This window comes from Gilliamella sp. B14384G12, from assembly GCF_016101825.1.
In the GTDB taxonomy this organism is placed as follows: domain Bacteria; phylum Pseudomonadota; class Gammaproteobacteria; order Enterobacterales; family Orbaceae; genus Gilliamella; species Gilliamella apicola_N.
The window spans coordinates 31,121-46,976 of record NZ_JACFPU010000013.1 but is presented as its reverse complement, the minus strand read 5'-3'; the positions used below and the strand labels follow the sequence as shown (position 1 = coordinate 46,976).

Genomic DNA, 15,856 nt, shown 5'->3' with positions numbered 1-15,856 from the left:
ACAAGCAGGTTTCTAAATTAACTGCCAGTCACTCGTCGCGTCATCCAGTAACGTTTTTTCCAGTAGTCATCATTCAAATTTGAATAAATTACACCTTTTGATGTTGAAGCGTGTAAAAATTTACCATCTGCATAATAAATGCCGACATGTAAGCCGCTACCGCCTCGGCCTGTTTTGAAAAATACTAAATCACCTGGTTTAGGTTTAGTCACTTTATAACCTAATTGAGCTTGCTCAGCAGTACTTCTTGGTACAGTTTTAGAAAGTTTATTTTTGAAAAAATTAACAACCAAACCAGAACAATCACTACCAGCTAAAGTCATACCACCATAACGATAGGGCGTCTTGTACCATTTTTTATAATGGGAATCAATTTTGGCTAACATCTGAGCATCTTGTTTAGTCACTTTTGCTGATTTAGTACTATAACTCGTATTCACAGTAGCGGTTGTCGTACTGCTACAACCAAATGACATAAACATAGAAAACAGCAATGTTATGAAAAAACGCTTTTTTATACTAAAAAAGTTGTTCGGCAACATTTTCAATTGTCGATTGTCTTTTTTTGTCATTTCTTTTTGTTCCTTTATTTAACGTCGACCAATGCGAATAACGCCTTGCTATTTTCAAACTTTTAGGTAAAACGCCTTTTTTCCATTCTTGAGTCTCTAGCTTAGACAATTTAATGGGACAAGTGTTCGCATGGCTGCGATGATTTAAACTCTCTTTTAGACTAACAAGTCGTAAAGAAAGGTAACAAATAATAACATCATCAACACTTAATTTATTATAACCAGAAAGCTGATATCGCATTCTAGAACCATAATGCTTGGCTGTTTGCACCAAACTACCGACCGCACCGCCAATGAGCGTTGCAGAACCAAGCGTAATGCCTCCGGTAACTAAATCAATACTTGCACCAATTGTAGCACCTGACACAAAACCTTTCGTCAAATGCATGCCCATTGTGGTTAGGGCATCTATATTAAATAGATCTGCATTATAACGACCTTTTAACAAAGGCAAACATTCTTCACTTTCTAAAGCTGAATTAAACTGAAAGAGTTTTAACAGCTCATTTATTGCCAACTGTTCTCGCTTTCTTACTTGATTTTGCATATCAACGATGGCTTGTTTATCATCAGATTTGGCCATTTTGTAAAAAGCTGTTACATCAACTAAAGCTTTAGCAATAATCAAATTAGCCTTTTTATTGCGAGTTTCACGCATTTGCGTAATTTTAGTTAACCATTGATCTAAAATCAATTTTGCTGGCTCAATTAGCAAAGATAAACTTTTATACAATCGTTCTTCACCATCTATGGGCGGCACGATTGCGTCGAACCGTATGATAGCATGAATACCGATACGAGAAAGTAATATTTTCCATTCATTTTCATTTTGTTGCATACTCGCGGTAAAATTTAATACCGCCAATATCGGTTTGGCTCCACTGGCTAATATAGCTAATTCATCATGATACTTATCTAAAATTGGCTCTCGCACATCGATTACATAGATAGCTGCATCACTTTTCAATAATTGTCTGATTACTTTAGCTTCTTGATCAAAAGTATTTTCGGCTTCTGGGCTTTGTAAAAAAAATGTTAATTTATCAATACCATCAAGTTTATTGTTAGTTGGTGTTAATTGATGAATGTAATCATACAGTGCCAAGCTATCTTCTAAACCTGGTGTATCATAAAAAATAATGGTGTTTTGGTTATCAACAGGTAAGGTAATTGATTCGACATGTCTTGTTGTGCCTGGTTTATCTGATACATCACCAAAGTTACTATTGCGAATTAAAGTACGTAATAATGATGTTTTTCCTACATTTGCGTGCCCAACCACAGCTAATTTCAATGTCGTTAACATGTTAAAATTCCTCGCTTAACCATGTTGGTAAAGCTGATTGTAACGATAACGCTTGCCAATTATTAAATTGTTTGCCTTGATTGATAAACCAGATCCGACTCTGCTGCGATTTACTTGTCAGTTGATTAATTAAATTTAACATACCCCGATCGGGTGCCCTATCAGTATCAATCGCGATTAATAACTTTTTAGCAGGTGTTAATTGTAAATAGTCAAGAATTTTACGGCGCTGTTCACGCGTATTTAAAAAACCTAAAAAGGTTACTGAATTTGGTGAATTCCACTCTTCTTGCATATCAATTGCCACCAAGAAAGTACCTATTCCCTCTTGAGTCAAATGCGAAATTGATTGTTCAAATTTAACGTTATCTTTATTATCTTCATCTTCAACATGAAACAATATAGGTTGTAGATCATTTGCTAATAATTGATAATCAGGATGTTGGGTATTGAATTTAATTCGTCGACAACTAACCAACCAATTAATCCCGCAAATTATCATACATAAAAATCGAATCGCTAAACCATAAACGATGAAAACACCGAGCAACCAAATTGCCCAAGCAGAACGTATTTCTCCAGCATTTAGAGCGTGTTCACTTAATCTGATAATATTATCATCAGGAATCATAAACCCTATTTTCGAAGGTAACCAACCTAAATAATGAGTTAGGCTAATAATCGTATCTGAGCTAAGTAATGTTGTTTTCCATTCAAAACTATAATGTTTTGTTGAAAATAAGGCAATAAGCACTATTAACGCACTACTTAATATTACTGTCCAAAAAAGATTAAGTACAAATCCAATTAGCCAACGAATACGCCCACCGAATAACTCAATAAAAGCTGGAATAAGCTGTTGTACCGTCTTTTTTTGGGAGAACTTTTTTGCTAACCATAACCAGCAATAAACTAAAAAGCTACCACCTAAATTAGTAAACAAAAAAGAGGAGACTAACCAGATAAATAAAGTGACTAAATGAAGACCTAGTAAACTAAAAAGCGCCCAATACAAATTAATTGGATTTTGACTTAATGTACTAAAAGCCAATGATGCACCACAAATAATAGAAAGAAAAATAAATATGAAAAAGGAAAGGTTTATTGCTCTTAATAAATTTTTTTGCGCTGCATACAAACCATTTTGTTTTGATAGCATAACCGCACGCATGACAATACGATTAACCAGTGACGTTTGAATCACTCTTACTTGTCGATTAATATCTTGATCTGCAAATCGCCCAGATTCTTTTTCAATTAAATGAATAGTCTGAGCAATCCACAGCGATTTTAACTCTTCTCGCATTATAGTTAATTTTCACAATTATATTAATGAAATATAAAACAATCGCAAGATAAGCCGCGTTTATAAATAGTGTGATTTATTGTGTGATTTCACCTATTTTGGTTAATAAAGTTTGGATACGTTGCTGCCAAACTTGTTGATCTTGTTTGAGCTTTTCATTTTCTTCGCGTAATGCTTTCATTTCATCTGAACTGTCATTGATCAACTGTTCTAATTCTTGATTGCCTTGCTTTAAAGTAGCAATTTCGTTTTGTAATGTCGTAATAGTATTAACAGTATGCTGAATTTTATTTTCTAACTGATTTAAAATTTCTAATGTCATATTTTTCCTCAAGCTCAAATTATTTGATGTATAATACTCCCCATTATAACGAATTCATTCTAAAATCAACACCTTTTTAAAACTTAAGTTGGAGAAAATTATGCGAAAACCTCTCGTTATGGGTAACTGGAAACTCAATGGTAGTATTGATATGGCTAAAAATTTAGTTGAGGGTTTAAGAAAAGAACTATCGACAGAAGCAGCGTGTGATATTGCTATTGCCCCACCAGTAGTTTATTTAGACTTTGTTAAACATCAATTAGGTGGTTCTAATATTATTTTAGGTGCCCAAGATGTAGATGTTAACCTGTCTGGCGCTTATACAGGTGAAGTATCAGCGACAATGTTAAAGGAAGTGGGTGTCACTCATGTAATTATCGGTCATTCAGAACGTCGTACTTACCACAAAGAGTCAGATGAATTTATTGCCAAAAAATTTGGTGTATTAAAAGAATCTGGTTTAGTGCCAGTTCTTTGTATCGGTGAAACTGAAGCTGAAAATGAAGCAGGTCAAACTCAATCAGTATGTGCGCGCCAAATTGATGCAGTGATAAATGCATTAGGTGTTGAAGCATTCAACGGTGCAGTAATTGCTTATGAGCCTGTTTGGGCTATTGGTACTGGCAAATCTGCGACTCCAGCCCAAGCTCAAGCTGTTCATAAATTCATCCGTGATCATATTGCAAAACAAGATGCTCAAGTTGCAGAACAAGTAATTATTCAATATGGTGGTTCAGTAAATGATAAAAATGCAGCAGAATTATTTACACAACCAGATATTGATGGTGCTTTAGTGGGCGGTGCATCCCTTAAAGCAGATGCTTTTGCAGCAATTGTTCGAGCAGCAGAACAAGCAAAAAAATAAAATAATGACGCCTGAAAAGGCGTCTTTTTTAAGGAAGAATTTAAATTGATGTAGTATCAAAAATAATTATTTTGCTTGAATGCTATAACGTGAAGGCCAAATAGTTTCAACAGAAACTTGTAAGTATTCAGCAATAATTCGTTCATATTTTGGACAGTGTCGATATAAAGCATTTCTCAAAGTATCAGCTTGTAAGCCACTTGATCTTGATAGTGCCCTTAAGTTTCCACCTCTAATTTTAATTTCACCGACAACTCTTGATGGTGACCAATCTTGATCTTGTTCGCTCATTATGAGATCCTCTTCAGGTTAATTCTTTGCTATTGTAATGATTATCGGCATTACAATACGAAATGGTAAAATGTTACCACAAAAAGAATAACACATAAAAAAACGAAACAAAACTATAAAAACAAAAAAAATCTATAAAATGGAACAAAAAATGAAAGAAAACAATTTTAAAACGCTTAGCGAGCACGAAAAAACGAGCATTTTAACAAAAACAGGCGTAATAAATTTTAAAAATAGATTAACTTTATTATTAGAAGGACTTTCCGGTAATGCTTTTGCCAAAAAAGTTGGCATGTCAGAAGCTGTAATTCGAGATTATTTATCTGGTAAAACCTATCCATCATTAAATCGATTAGCAATCATTGCCCAAAAATGTGATGTACCTATTGAATGGTTAGCAACAGGAAAAGGAGAATGTCGTTTACTTAGTGATTCTATAGGTACAGAATCATTTCGTATTCCTTTTCATGACCTAAATAAAAATGTCAATCCATTATCACGAATTGATTCTATTCCTTTTGAAGTAAACTTAATTAAAAATCAAGGATGTAAAACTGAGGATTTAACTGCGATTTGGGCTAAAGGTGACAGTATGGATCCAACTATATCCAACCATGATATTTTGATCATTAATAAAGCATATTGTAAACCGATTGATGGTTATCTTTATGCTGTGCAATATGATGACCAAATTTGTGTTAAACGAATTCAAAATCAGGGGACTAACTTAGCTTTATTGTGTGATAATCCTAAGTACCCAACGATTTTGATTGATAAAAATTCGCCACAGAATTTCGAAATCATTGGGCATGTCATCTATTTATTAAAGGATTTTTAATAAAAAAACTATATAATATATTAATAACTCCGTCGCTAATTATTCGACTGAGTTATTAAAAGAATTATTAATTCGTAGTTTTCCTTTCTTATAAACTTTAAAATCAGTTTAAAAAAATGTGAAAAAGTTTGAGATTAACCCTATGTTTTAGCAAAAAGCCATCACGATTAAATAAACTGTTGCGGGTATAACTTTATGCTTTTTTATTGAGGTATGATAAAATTATCATAATTCTTAAGTCTACTATTTTGTTATTATGTCAAATGTAAATACATCCAAAAAAGTTGTTGTCGGCATGTCTGGTGGCGTTGACTCATCTGTTTCAGCTTATCTATTACAGCAACAAGGTTACCATGTTGTTGGCTTATTTATGAAAAATTGGGAAGAAGATGATACCGAGGAGTATTGTTCCGCATCAGTCGATTTAGCCGATGCTCAAGCCGTTTGTGATAAATTGAATATCAAATTACACACTATCAATTTTGCTGCTGAATATTGGGATAATGTTTTTGAACATTTTTTATCTGAATATAAAGCAGGTCGCACGCCAAATCCAGATATCTTATGTAATAAAGAGATCAAATTTAAAGCCTTTCTTGAATATGCAGCAGAAGATCTTGGTGCAGATTATATCGCAACAGGTCATTATGTACGCAAACGTGAAAGTAATGGCAAAGTTGAATTATTGCGAGGTGTGGATAACAATAAAGACCAAAGTTATTTTCTTTACACTCTAAATGAAGCTCAAATTAAGCAAAGCTTATTTCCAGTAGGTGAACTGGAAAAACCGAAAGTACGTGAAATCGCCCAACAATTAGGTTTAGCAACGGCGGCTAAAAAAGATTCTACAGGTATCTGTTTTATTGGAGAACGAAAATTCAGTGACTTTTTAGCGCGCTATTTACCTGCAAAGGGGGGAGCAATTCGCACGGTAGATGGTGAAATAATTGGAAAGCACCATGGACTTATGTATCACACATTAGGACAGCGTAAAGGCTTAGGGATTGGTGGTTTAAAACAAGCTGATGATACACCTTGGTATGTTGTAGATAAAGATTTACAAAATAATGAATTGATTGTTGCACAAGGACATGACCATCCTGCATTATTTTCTGATGGATTAATTGCTAGCCAATTACATTGGGTTGATCGTCAAGTTGTCAGCAAACCTTTTACATGTACCGTTAAAACACGTTATCGTCAGCAAGATATCGCTTGCCAAGTTAATCCTTTATCAGAAGATAAAATTGAAGTGATATTTACTCATCCTGTTGCTGCAGTAACGCCAGGACAATCAGCCGTATTTTATCAAGGAGAAGTATGTCTTGGTGGCGGCATCATTGAAGAGCGAATCATAGGTAGACAGGAGTTGTAAAATGGACAGCAAGTATCATCATATTGCTATTGCACTTGCAGGTGTTGCGCAAAGTGCATTATTAATTCCGCAATTAGCTAATTCAGGAATCTGTAATAGTACATTATACGAACGCTCGATAAAAAGTGTGTTTATCACCTCACCCAACACAACATTAGATGTTTATAATGGTATTTACAACATTAAAATAGGGTTACAAACACTGATTGAGCTACTTTCATCTGGACAAAAAGAACAGATGGAAATAATGCGTTATGTTTTTAGTTCTCTAAATATAACCAGTAAATTACTAAAAAATAATGATTCACTAAGTAAGATAGATCAACGATTAAAACACATTACCAGTCTTTATCCTGATTTAAGTGATGAAACAATTGGTGATAATATTGAAGATTTATCCTATTCATTGGCTGGAATTTATTCTGATATTGTCAGCCCTATATCCACCAAAATACAGATAACGGGTAAAGCCAAATTTCTACAGAATGCTTTTGTGCAGGCTAAAGTCAGAACTGCACTTTTGGGCTGTATTCGATCGGCCATCCTATGGTATCAAGTCGGTGGTAGTCGTTTACAGTTTTTGTTTCAGCGCAAACGTATTTGTGATGCAGCGCAACAGCTATTACAAACAATTAATACACCTTATTAACGTATATTTTATATTCGATATTTCAAAATAGTAACGGAGTTAAACCGATGGAATTATCTGCACTTACTGCCCTTTCGCCTATTGATGGCCGTTATGGAGAGAAAACAACACAATTACGTACCATTTTTAGCGAATATGGTTTATTAAAATACCGTGTTCAAGTTGAAGTCCGTTGGTTACAAAAATTAGCATCTCAAGAAAATATTCCTGAAGTTCCAGCATTAAGCCAATTAGCTACTGAGCATCTTAATCAAATCATTGAAAACTTTAATGAGCAAGATGCGAAGCGAATTAAAGAGATAGAAAGAACCACCAATCACGATGTAAAAGCGGTTGAATATTTTTTAAAAGAAAAAGTCAGTAGTAACGAAGAACTGCATGCTATCAATGAATTTATCCATTTTGCATGCACATCCGAAGATATTAACAATTTATCGCATGCGTTGATGCTAAAAACAGCCAGAGAAACGGTCTTACTACCCTATTGGCAACAACTAATTGATAAAATTACTTCACAAGCAAAAGAGTATCGAGATTTACCGTTACTTTCCAGAACACATGGGCAACCGGCAACACCATCAACAATTGGTAAAGAGTTCGCCAATGTTGCTTATCGTCTGCAACGTCAATTTAAACAACTCCAATCGATTGAGATTTTAGGTAAAATTAATGGTGCAACAGGAAATTACAATGCACATATGGTTGCTTATCCACAAGTGGACTGGAATAAATTGAGTGAAGAATTTGTTTGCTCATTAGGATTAGAATGGAATCCTTATACCACACAAATTGAACCACATGACTATATTGCCGAATTTTTTGATTGTGTTGCCCGTTTCAATACTATTGTAATTGACTTTGATCGGGATGTATGGGGCTATATTTCATTAAATCATTTTAAACAAAAAACCGTTGCTGGTGAAATTGGTTCATCAACAATGCCACATAAAGTCAATCCAATAGATTTTGAAAATTCAGAAGGTAACTTAGGCATTGCTAACGCGATCATGAACCATTTAGGCAGTAAATTACCAATTTCTCGTTGGCAACGTGATCTTACCGATTCAACCGTTTTACGCAATCTAGGTGTTGGGATTGGTTATGCCGTTATTGCTTATCAATCAACTTTAAAAGGATTAAATAAACTTGAAGTAAATCAAAGCTATTTGCTTGAAGAACTTAATCGTAATTGGGAAGTGTTAGCGGAACCGATACAAACTGTGATGCGACGTTATGGGATTGAAAAACCATACGAAAAATTAAAAGAGCTAACTCGCGGCAAACGTGTCGATGCTCAAGGTATGCAACTGTTTATTGAATCGTTGGATTTACCTGAGGAAGAAAAAGCACGTTTAAAACAGTTAACTCCTGCTAATTATATTGGTTTTGCGACCAGTTTTGTCGATAAGTTATAATGTTTACTGATCATTAAGTATAACAACAACTGTGCTAAGGATTGATTATCAATAATTATCCTTAGCGCTATAAAAATAACAGAGTTAACCAAACAAAAAGCCTCATTTATAAAATTAGGAAAATGAATTGAAGATTCGTATTGCAACAAGGAAAAGCCCATTAGCGTTATGGCAAGCTAATTTCGTTAAACAAAATCTATTATTAGCACATAAAGATTTAACGGTTGAACTTATTCCAATGGTGACTCAAGGTGATATTATACTTGATAGTCCATTATCAAAAATTGGTGGAAAAGGTCTTTTTGTTAAACAGTTAGAACAAGCAATATTAAATAATGAAGCAGATATTGCGGTTCACTCAATTAAAGACATTTCCGCTCAGTTCCCTGAAGGTTTGATGCTAGCAGCAATTTGCCAAAGAGATGAGGTTCGAGATGCATTTGTTGCTAATAAATATACCAATCTAAATGATTTACCTGAAAGTGCAATTGTTGGTACATCAAGTTTACGGCGCCAATGTCAGTTGCGCAGTCATTTTCCCCATTTAATAATTAAAGATCTTCGTGGTAATGTAGGCACACGTCTCAATAAATTGGATGATGGGCAATATGATGCCATAATTCTGGCGTCAGTCGGTTTAAAACGTTTATCTTTAGAACACAGAATTACTCAATACATAGATACAGATTTAATGTTGCCCGCTGTTGGGCAAGGCGCGATTGGCATTGAAAGTCGCACTGACGATAAACAAATATTGGACATTATTTCAGTTCTTGATGATAAAAAAAGTCGAGTTTGTATCCAAGCCGAAAGAGCAATGAATAACGCCTTACAAGGCGGATGCCAAGTACCTATTGCGGGTTATTGCCGGCTGAATAATGATGAATTATTTTTACAAGGTCTGGTGGGTCGTGTTGACGGTTCAAAAATAATTAAACAACAGATAACAGGTTTTATAAACGAAGCCGAATCTTTAGGTGAAAAGCTTGCTAAACAGTTATTAAATCAAGGTGCAGATTTAATTCTAACGGAATTATTAGACGCATGATTTTTGTAACCAGACCCTCTCCGGAAGGTGAAAAATTAAGTGAGTTATTTAACCAAGCCAATCTACCTGCGCAACATTTGCCATTTTTTAAAATTTCACAAGGTCGTGACATTCTACAGTTACAGCATCAGTTAAACCAGCTATTACCCCAAGATATCGTGATAGTGGTTTCCCCCCAAGTAACTCATGCCATTAATCAGTGTTTTACCCATTTGACCTTGCCAAAAAACATTAGTTATTTTGCAATAGGCAAAAAATCTGCACAATTATTTAAGCAATTCACCGAAATTGAAGTTAATTATCCTGATAGAGAAGACAGTGAAGGATTATTAGTGTTACTTCAACAACAATCAGTAAAACAACGAAACATTTTAATCTTATGTGGTAACTCAGGTCGACCATTACTGGCACAAACGCTAAGGTCTCGCCAAGCCAAAGTAAAATTGATTGAGTGTTATTCTCGCACTCCCATAATCTACCAACCTGATATCTTATCTGAGCATATCTCACAACAACTCATTATTATTACCAGTATTGAGCACCTAAACCAACTTGAATCCTATAGCAGTGATGAACACAAAAAACAAAGTCGTTTACTGGTAACCAGTCAAAGGATTTTTACAAAAGCTAAAGAGTTAACATGGCAAAATGTTTTATTAATAAATAGTGCGGATAATCAAACTGTCTTTAATGCTGTAAAACAACACTTCCCTACCCCGTTATAATAAATTTAATAACGTTGAAAAATACTTTTCGCTTATTCGTTTAAATAGTAATAGTGAAGATGGTTATTTATTTTAAAAAATTTTATTGAATAAAATTTTAATTTATTAAAAGTAATAGCAAAGCTAGGTTAAAAAAAGTTATTATGATCGTTTGTTAATTCAAATAGCAAATTTTATTTAAAACTATAATGACTCTATGTCATAATATTGTTAATTATATCAATGCTAAATGAGGTCAGTTATGCCATTACGATATTATGGTGCCAATGCCACACTTTCTACCATCAGCACCTCTTCATTTAGCCAATCTTCCACTATCACTACTTTAGATAAAGCGAAAAAGACTATGAAAGAAGATAATAGAACATCAACAACCGCCCAATCTAGTCCAACAGTTGAAAAAAAAGTTGCATCATCTAATAATGTCAATAAAGCACCTGTATCAAAACTATCCCTTTTAGCTATTGCGCTAACTCTTGGTCTTGGAGGTTTTGTTTTTTATCACGGTCATACACAAGTTGAAAACCAAAAAAAGACGATTGCTAGTTTACAAACAGAATTAGCTAATTTAAAGCAAACCACTAAAGATAGTATTATTCACGATTTACAAAATAACATTACGCAAGCGGTAAACAAACAGAATCAACAATTTGCAACATTAGAGCAACGAGTTGATGATCAATTGACTGAACAACAAAAAGCACAACAACAGTTAACTAATCAGATTAATGATGCATCAAAACTTAATGAGCAAAATATTTATAACCTTAATGAACGCTTATCGTCCATGTCGGCAACAAATTACAGTGTCTGGTTAATTTCTCAAGCTAATTATTTAGTGCATTTAGCTGGTAGAAAAATCTGGAATGAGCACGATTATGTGACCGCTCGGTTATTGTTAAAAAATGCTGATGCAAGTCTTGCACAAGCAAATGATCCAAGTTTAATACCAGCAAGACAGGCAATTAATGAAGATATTAATTCACTGTCTCAGGTGAGTTTTATTGATTATGATGGCATTATCATGAATTTGGTTGGACTTTCAGAATCACTCAATGAATTACCTTTAGTTGGTAATTATAAACAAATAGATTTAGGCATGACGCAACATGATGATGCCGTTGCCTCAACCCAAACAGAACCGTCAAATTCCCATACAACCAGCGCGCAAGACGTGAATTTGGGAGCTGATTCTGATATGGCTCATAATGATAAGCAAAGTATTACTTCATCAATTTCAGATTGGTCCAGTAATTTACTGACGAATACAAAAAACTTTATGGCTAAATTCATTACCATCGAAAACCTCGATGAAAAAGAAAATAACTTCAAAACCTGTTTGTCTAAAGCAGGCTTAGATGAAAAACAGATGCTTAGATGCCAAATTTTTAAAGAACCATTGACGTTAGAACAATCACTTTATCTTCGAGAAAATATTCGTTTTCGTCTTTTAATTGCTGCTCAAGCAGTACCTCGACATCAAGATTTAATCTATCAAAGGGCACTTAGTGATGCTTTACTTTGGGTGAGTGCTTATTTTGATAGTAACGCACCAAGTGTTAAAGCTTTCTTAGATGACCTTGACAATTTGCTCAACCAATCGATTAGTGACCAATCTGTACCTAACAAACTCGAAAGTGTCAGTGAGTTAGAAAAACTGATGCAAACTCGTGTTCATTTAATGTTGGCACAATAGGAGAATAATGATGCTTAAAATATTAATTATTTTCTTAGTGCTAGTGGGTGGATTTTTTCTAGGGCCATTATTACAGGGTCATCAAGGCTCAGCCGTTTTTGAGGTCGCCAATTATAGAATCAGTATGTCATTTATATCCTTTGTGATCTTAGAATTACTGGGTTTACTTTGTTTATACATTTGCTATTGGTTCTTTGAGAAAATCTTTAATTCCAAAACAATGTTGGGCAACTGGTTGCGCTCAAAATCACCTAGAAAATCAGCTAAACGACTTGAGCAAGCACAGCTTTCATTACTTGAAGGGGATTATAAACAAGCCAGTAAATTTTTTATGAAGAGTGCCAAAGCCTCAACCAATACAGCTTTATCGTTCTTACTTGCTGCCCAAACGCAAATTGACAATGATGAAGTAATTCCAGCTAATCAATCGTTAGAACAAGCAGCTAAACATTGTCAACCGAACGAATTATTTGCTTTTCAATTAGTGCAAATCCGTTTGCAAATTAAAAACCGTGAGTATGATGCAGCACGAGCAACAATTGAAACTTTATTAAATGAGAAACCTCGTAATCCAGAAGTACTAAGGCTTGCTGATCAAATCTATTATGATACACAAAATTATCAAGCAATCATTGACCTTATGCCAGCTATGTATAAAGCAGGAGCATTTAGTGAGTCGCAATTAGACCAATTTAAACAAGTTGCCTATGTAAGTCGTATCAAGCAATTATCAACCGATAGTGATCCGTTAGCCTTAATAAAATGGTGGAATTCACAACCTAAGGCGATTGTTAATAATGTTGCCTATAAAAGAGCGATGGCAAATTATCTTAATCAATTAGGGCAAACGGCTGAAGCAGATAAAATCCTCAGAACGATTAACAAATTAGAATTGAAAGAAAGAACATAAAAAAACAGGGCATTTGCCCTGTCTTTTTTTGTTCCTATTTATCATTAAACCAAGAAATACCGAATGACCGCCATAGAGCACATACCAACAACAACAATCCACATTAAATTTTTAGTCAAAATGGCAATCAACGTAGTTGGTATAGCCGCTAAACAATACTCAATGTTAAAAACAGGGAATTCGCCTTGTTTGGCAATAAAGAGATTTTGCACAAAAAGAGCCGTTAAAATACATAAAGGCACATATGATAAGAATCGGATAACGATTTCAGGCAATTGCACTTTTCGTACTAATATAAATGGAATTACTCTCGGCAGCCAAGTAACAAGTCCACACCCTAAAATAATCAATAAACTGTATGTGGTCATGCTTTACGCTCCATTGCAACGCCCATAAAACAACCTGCGAATGTGCTGATAAGTATAGCCATTTCAGAAGAAATAAATCGTAATAACAGTACCAATAAAACACTCACCGTTAACATCGCAATAACTCGATTTCTTAAACGTTTAGTTTTATCGCCAATTAACTGTAAATACAAAAGCCCGATAAACATAGCCACTAAAGCGTAATCTAACCCAAATTTTGTTGGATCGGGTAACCACTCACCAATTAGGGCACCAATGAAACAGGATAAAATCCAAGTAATATAAGCGGTTAAATTTAGTCCATGCATCCATGCAGCATTAATAGGCTCTTTATTAGCAATTGCATTCATTGCCACGGCAAAACTCTCATCGGTTAATAAGCTACCAATCCCAATATTGTTAAGTAAGGAGTATTTTCGAAAAGTCGGTGCGGTTGCCATACTCATTAAAAAGTGGCGAGAATTGACTAAAAATACCGTAAAAATAATAGCTGAAATAGGTGTAGCAACTAACATTAATCCAGAAACAATGAATTGTGAAGCTCCAGCATAAATAATTACGGCCAATAAAGTGATTTCTAATACAGATAGATGTGCGGATTTACCAACAACACCAGCAGCAATACCGATACCAATATAACCTAATAAAGTTGGGATACAAGCGTAAACACCATCTTTAAATGTTAATGACATGTTCTTTCCTTAATATAATAACTCTACAACTAATGAATAATTATAATTTTTTGTAAAAAAGTTTCAGGTTAAGCATACGTTTCAGTATATTTTTTAATTAATTTTTAACTTAGCATAAACTTATACCAACTAAATAGTCTGCATAATAATATGAGACAAACTATCGTTAAAGTTTGTTATAATATCGCCAAACTCGTCTTTATGACAATAAAATAACTTAATATTAATTAAAGTGGCAATCAAATATATGTATACTGGAACGCTATTTATTATCTCAGCGCCAAGTGGTGCAGGTAAATCAAGTTTAATTCGAGCTTACTTAGAGCAAGAGGATCATCATCCTGCTAAAGTTTCTATTTCTCATACCACGCGTAATCCAAGGCCAGGAGAATTACATGGCACACATTACTATTTTGTCGATCACAAACATTTTGAGTCATTAATTGATGAGCAAGCCTTTGTAGAATACGCTCATGTGTTTGAAAACTATTATGGAACCTCTAAAGCTGAGATTGAACAAAGCTTGTCACAAGGTATTAATGTATTTTTGGATATTGATTGGCAAGGAGCACAACAAGTAAGAGAAAAAATGCCACAAGCAAAAAGCATTTTCATTTTACCGCCATCACTCAAAGAGCTTGAAAATCGCCTAATTAAACGTGGTCAAGATGATGCAACTGTTATTAATAAAAGAATGCAAAAAGCCCAAGCTGAAATTTCACATTATAATGAATATGATTACATTATCATTAATGATGATTTTGAATGTTCTTTAAATGCATTAAATTCTATTATCAACGCAGCCAGTTTAGAGCAACCAAAACAAGCCTTAGCCAATCAACAATTACTCAAGGAATTGCTTGCTGAATAATTAATTATCGATCTGCACTAAATCACTAAATAAAGTTAGATATTTATTTGCATTAATTATTAGAGTGTTGCAGAGGAGTCACAATAGTAATTTTACAAAACTATAAACCTTAGTTATGTAAAAAAGTTGATATAAAAAAATTGATGTAAAAAATTAGTCGATCGCCGATATGAATCGGCGATTTTATGAGTAAATAAAATTAGTTACCTAATGCTTTATCCGCCTGATCATTTTGGATCAGCTCAATTTTATAACCATCTGGATCTTCAATAAAAGCGATGATCGTTTTACCACCTTTAACTGGCCCTGCTTCACGTGTAACTTTACCACCCGCTTGTTTTACATCATTACACATTTTAGCAACATCATCCACACCAATAGCAATATGGCCAAAAGCATCACCATGATTATATTGCTCTGTGCCCCAATTGTAGGTAAGTTCTATAACTGAACTGGAGGTTTCATCGCCATAACCAACAAATGCAAGAGAATATTTATATTCTGTATTTTCACTGGTTCTTAATAGTTTCATTCCCATTACACGAGTATAAAAATCAATAGCACGTTGTAAATCTCCAACTCGAATCATAGTATGTAATATACGCAT

Annotated in this window: 18 protein-coding genes; 10 read left to right on the top strand and 8 right to left on the bottom strand. The window is 34.2% G+C overall.

Annotated features, from left to right (window positions below):
• Positions 1–17: 17 nt before the first annotated feature.
• The 4 genes from H3S73_RS11850 to zapB all read right to left on the bottom strand — a co-directional run bounded on the left by H3S73_RS11850 (position 18) and on the right by zapB (position 3,506).
• Positions 18–572, bottom strand: a complete 555-nt coding sequence (locus H3S73_RS11850) for a C40 family peptidase (protein WP_086326081.1) — start codon at positions 570–572, stop codon at positions 18–20.
• Complete coding sequence (locus H3S73_RS11845; RefSeq protein ID WP_198236723.1) at positions 520–1,878, bottom strand: DUF3482 domain-containing protein; 1,359 nt, start codon at positions 1,876–1,878, stop codon at positions 520–522. The genes H3S73_RS11850 and H3S73_RS11845 overlap by 53 nt, the downstream gene beginning before the upstream one ends.
• 1 nt (position 1,879) lies before the next feature.
• Positions 1,880–3,184, bottom strand: a complete 1,305-nt coding sequence (locus tag H3S73_RS11840) for a DUF2868 domain-containing protein (protein WP_198236724.1) — start codon at positions 3,182–3,184, stop codon at positions 1,880–1,882.
• A gap of 76 nt (positions 3,185–3,260) precedes the next feature.
• On the bottom strand, positions 3,261–3,506 hold the full coding sequence (gene zapB / locus H3S73_RS11835) for a cell division protein ZapB (RefSeq protein ID WP_065738884.1): 246 nt from the start codon (positions 3,504–3,506) through the stop codon (positions 3,261–3,263).
• 100 nt (positions 3,507–3,606) lie between these two features.
• Between zapB and tpiA the strand changes: the two genes are divergently transcribed.
• Positions 3,607–4,371, top strand: a complete 765-nt coding sequence (gene tpiA, locus H3S73_RS11830; RefSeq protein ID WP_198228058.1) for a triose-phosphate isomerase — start codon at positions 3,607–3,609, stop codon at positions 4,369–4,371.
• A gap of 66 nt (positions 4,372–4,437) precedes the next feature.
• On the opposite strand, the gene H3S73_RS11825 is transcribed toward tpiA, so the two are convergent.
• Entirely contained in the window at positions 4,438–4,662 is a 225-nt protein-coding gene (locus H3S73_RS11825) for a helix-turn-helix domain-containing protein (RefSeq protein ID WP_038517432.1), read from the bottom strand.
• A gap of 151 nt (positions 4,663–4,813) precedes the next feature.
• Here H3S73_RS11825 and H3S73_RS11820 point away from each other — a divergent pair, with 151 nt between their 5' ends.
• From H3S73_RS11820 to H3S73_RS11785, 8 genes are all read left to right on the top strand, one after another.
• Positions 4,814–5,500, top strand: coding sequence for a LexA family transcriptional regulator (locus tag H3S73_RS11820; protein ID WP_198228056.1), 687 nt, complete (start codon positions 4,814–4,816; stop codon positions 5,498–5,500).
• 256 nt (positions 5,501–5,756) lie between these two features.
• Positions 5,757–6,875 (top strand): tRNA 2-thiouridine(34) synthase MnmA, encoded by a 1,119-nt coding sequence (mnmA, locus tag H3S73_RS11815; RefSeq protein WP_198228054.1) that lies wholly within the window; start codon positions 5,757–5,759, stop codon positions 6,873–6,875.
• Position 6,876: 1 nt separating this feature from the next.
• A complete protein-coding gene (hflD, locus tag H3S73_RS11810; protein ID WP_039129884.1) occupies positions 6,877–7,524 on the top strand; it encodes a high frequency lysogenization protein HflD in 648 nt (215 codons plus the stop codon).
• Positions 7,525–7,571: 47 nt separating this feature from the next.
• Positions 7,572–8,939: an adenylosuccinate lyase gene (purB, locus tag H3S73_RS11805; RefSeq protein WP_198236725.1), complete on the top strand. Its 1,368-nt coding sequence runs from the start codon at positions 7,572–7,574 to the stop codon at positions 8,937–8,939.
• A 127-nt stretch (positions 8,940–9,066) separates the two neighbouring features.
• On the top strand, positions 9,067–9,987 hold the full coding sequence (gene hemC, locus H3S73_RS11800) for a hydroxymethylbilane synthase (protein WP_198236726.1): 921 nt from the start codon (positions 9,067–9,069) through the stop codon (positions 9,985–9,987).
• The gene (locus H3S73_RS11795) at positions 9,984–10,712 is read left to right on the top strand and encodes a uroporphyrinogen-III synthase (protein WP_198228048.1); all 729 of its coding nucleotides are present in this window, start codon (positions 9,984–9,986) and stop codon (positions 10,710–10,712) included. The genes hemC and H3S73_RS11795 overlap by 4 nt, the downstream gene beginning before the upstream one ends.
• 241 nt (positions 10,713–10,953) lie before the next feature.
• Positions 10,954–12,408: a uroporphyrinogen-III C-methyltransferase gene (locus H3S73_RS11790; RefSeq protein ID WP_198228046.1), complete on the top strand. Its 1,455-nt coding sequence runs from the start codon at positions 10,954–10,956 to the stop codon at positions 12,406–12,408.
• 10 nt (positions 12,409–12,418) lie between these two features.
• Positions 12,419–13,318, top strand: a complete 900-nt coding sequence (locus H3S73_RS11785) for a heme biosynthesis HemY N-terminal domain-containing protein (protein WP_198231965.1) — start codon at positions 12,419–12,421, stop codon at positions 13,316–13,318.
• 44 nt (positions 13,319–13,362) lie between these two features.
• Here H3S73_RS11785 and H3S73_RS11780 read toward each other — a convergent pair whose 3' ends face one another.
• Together H3S73_RS11780 and H3S73_RS11775 are read right to left on the bottom strand one after the other, a co-directional pair.
• On the bottom strand, positions 13,363–13,686 hold the full coding sequence (locus tag H3S73_RS11780; protein ID WP_065738874.1) for an AzlD domain-containing protein: 324 nt from the start codon (positions 13,684–13,686) through the stop codon (positions 13,363–13,365).
• Positions 13,683–14,378: an AzlC family ABC transporter permease gene (locus H3S73_RS11775; RefSeq protein ID WP_086326065.1), complete on the bottom strand. Its 696-nt coding sequence runs from the start codon at positions 14,376–14,378 to the stop codon at positions 13,683–13,685. The genes H3S73_RS11780 and H3S73_RS11775 overlap by 4 nt, the downstream gene beginning before the upstream one ends.
• A gap of 247 nt (positions 14,379–14,625) precedes the next feature.
• Here H3S73_RS11775 and gmk point away from each other — a divergent pair, with 247 nt between their 5' ends.
• Positions 14,626–15,249 (top strand): guanylate kinase, encoded by a 624-nt coding sequence (gene gmk, locus H3S73_RS11770; protein ID WP_198236727.1) that lies wholly within the window; start codon positions 14,626–14,628, stop codon positions 15,247–15,249.
• A gap of 199 nt (positions 15,250–15,448) precedes the next feature.
• Here the strand turns inward: gmk and gloA are convergent, their stop codons facing one another.
• Complete coding sequence (gene gloA / locus H3S73_RS11765) at positions 15,449–15,856, bottom strand: lactoylglutathione lyase (RefSeq protein WP_198228042.1); 408 nt, start codon at positions 15,854–15,856, stop codon at positions 15,449–15,451.

Coding starts and splice junctions, on each gene's coding strand:
- H3S73_RS11850 (WP_086326081.1), bottom strand. CDS start 572: ATGACAAAAAAAGACAATCGACAATTGAAAATGTTGCCGAACAACTTT.
- H3S73_RS11845 (WP_198236723.1), bottom strand. CDS start 1,878: ATGTTAACGACATTGAAATTAGCTGTGGTTGGGCACGCAAATGTAGGA.
- H3S73_RS11840 (WP_198236724.1), bottom strand. CDS start 3,184: ATGCGAGAAGAGTTAAAATCGCTGTGGATTGCTCAGACTATTCATTTA.
- zapB (WP_065738884.1), bottom strand. CDS start 3,506: ATGACATTAGAAATTTTAAATCAGTTAGAAAATAAAATTCAGCATACT.
- tpiA (WP_198228058.1), top strand. CDS start 3,607: ATGCGAAAACCTCTCGTTATGGGTAACTGGAAACTCAATGGTAGTATT.
- H3S73_RS11825 (WP_038517432.1), bottom strand. CDS start 4,662: ATGAGCGAACAAGATCAAGATTGGTCACCATCAAGAGTTGTCGGTGAA.
- H3S73_RS11820 (WP_198228056.1), top strand. CDS start 4,814: ATGAAAGAAAACAATTTTAAAACGCTTAGCGAGCACGAAAAAACGAGC.
- mnmA (WP_198228054.1), top strand. CDS start 5,757: ATGTCAAATGTAAATACATCCAAAAAAGTTGTTGTCGGCATGTCTGGT.
- hflD (WP_039129884.1), top strand. CDS start 6,877: ATGGACAGCAAGTATCATCATATTGCTATTGCACTTGCAGGTGTTGCG.
- purB (WP_198236725.1), top strand. CDS start 7,572: ATGGAATTATCTGCACTTACTGCCCTTTCGCCTATTGATGGCCGTTAT.
- H3S73_RS11795 (WP_198228048.1), top strand. CDS start 9,984: ATGATTTTTGTAACCAGACCCTCTCCGGAAGGTGAAAAATTAAGTGAG.
- H3S73_RS11790 (WP_198228046.1), top strand. CDS start 10,954: ATGCCATTACGATATTATGGTGCCAATGCCACACTTTCTACCATCAGC.
- H3S73_RS11785 (WP_198231965.1), top strand. CDS start 12,419: ATGCTTAAAATATTAATTATTTTCTTAGTGCTAGTGGGTGGATTTTTT.
- H3S73_RS11780 (WP_065738874.1), bottom strand. CDS start 13,686: ATGACCACATACAGTTTATTGATTATTTTAGGGTGTGGACTTGTTACT.
- H3S73_RS11775 (WP_086326065.1), bottom strand. CDS start 14,378: ATGTCATTAACATTTAAAGATGGTGTTTACGCTTGTATCCCAACTTTA.
- gmk (WP_198236727.1), top strand. CDS start 14,626: ATGTATACTGGAACGCTATTTATTATCTCAGCGCCAAGTGGTGCAGGT.
- gloA (WP_198228042.1), bottom strand. CDS start 15,856: ATGCGTATATTACATACTATGATTCGAGTTGGAGATTTACAACGTGCT.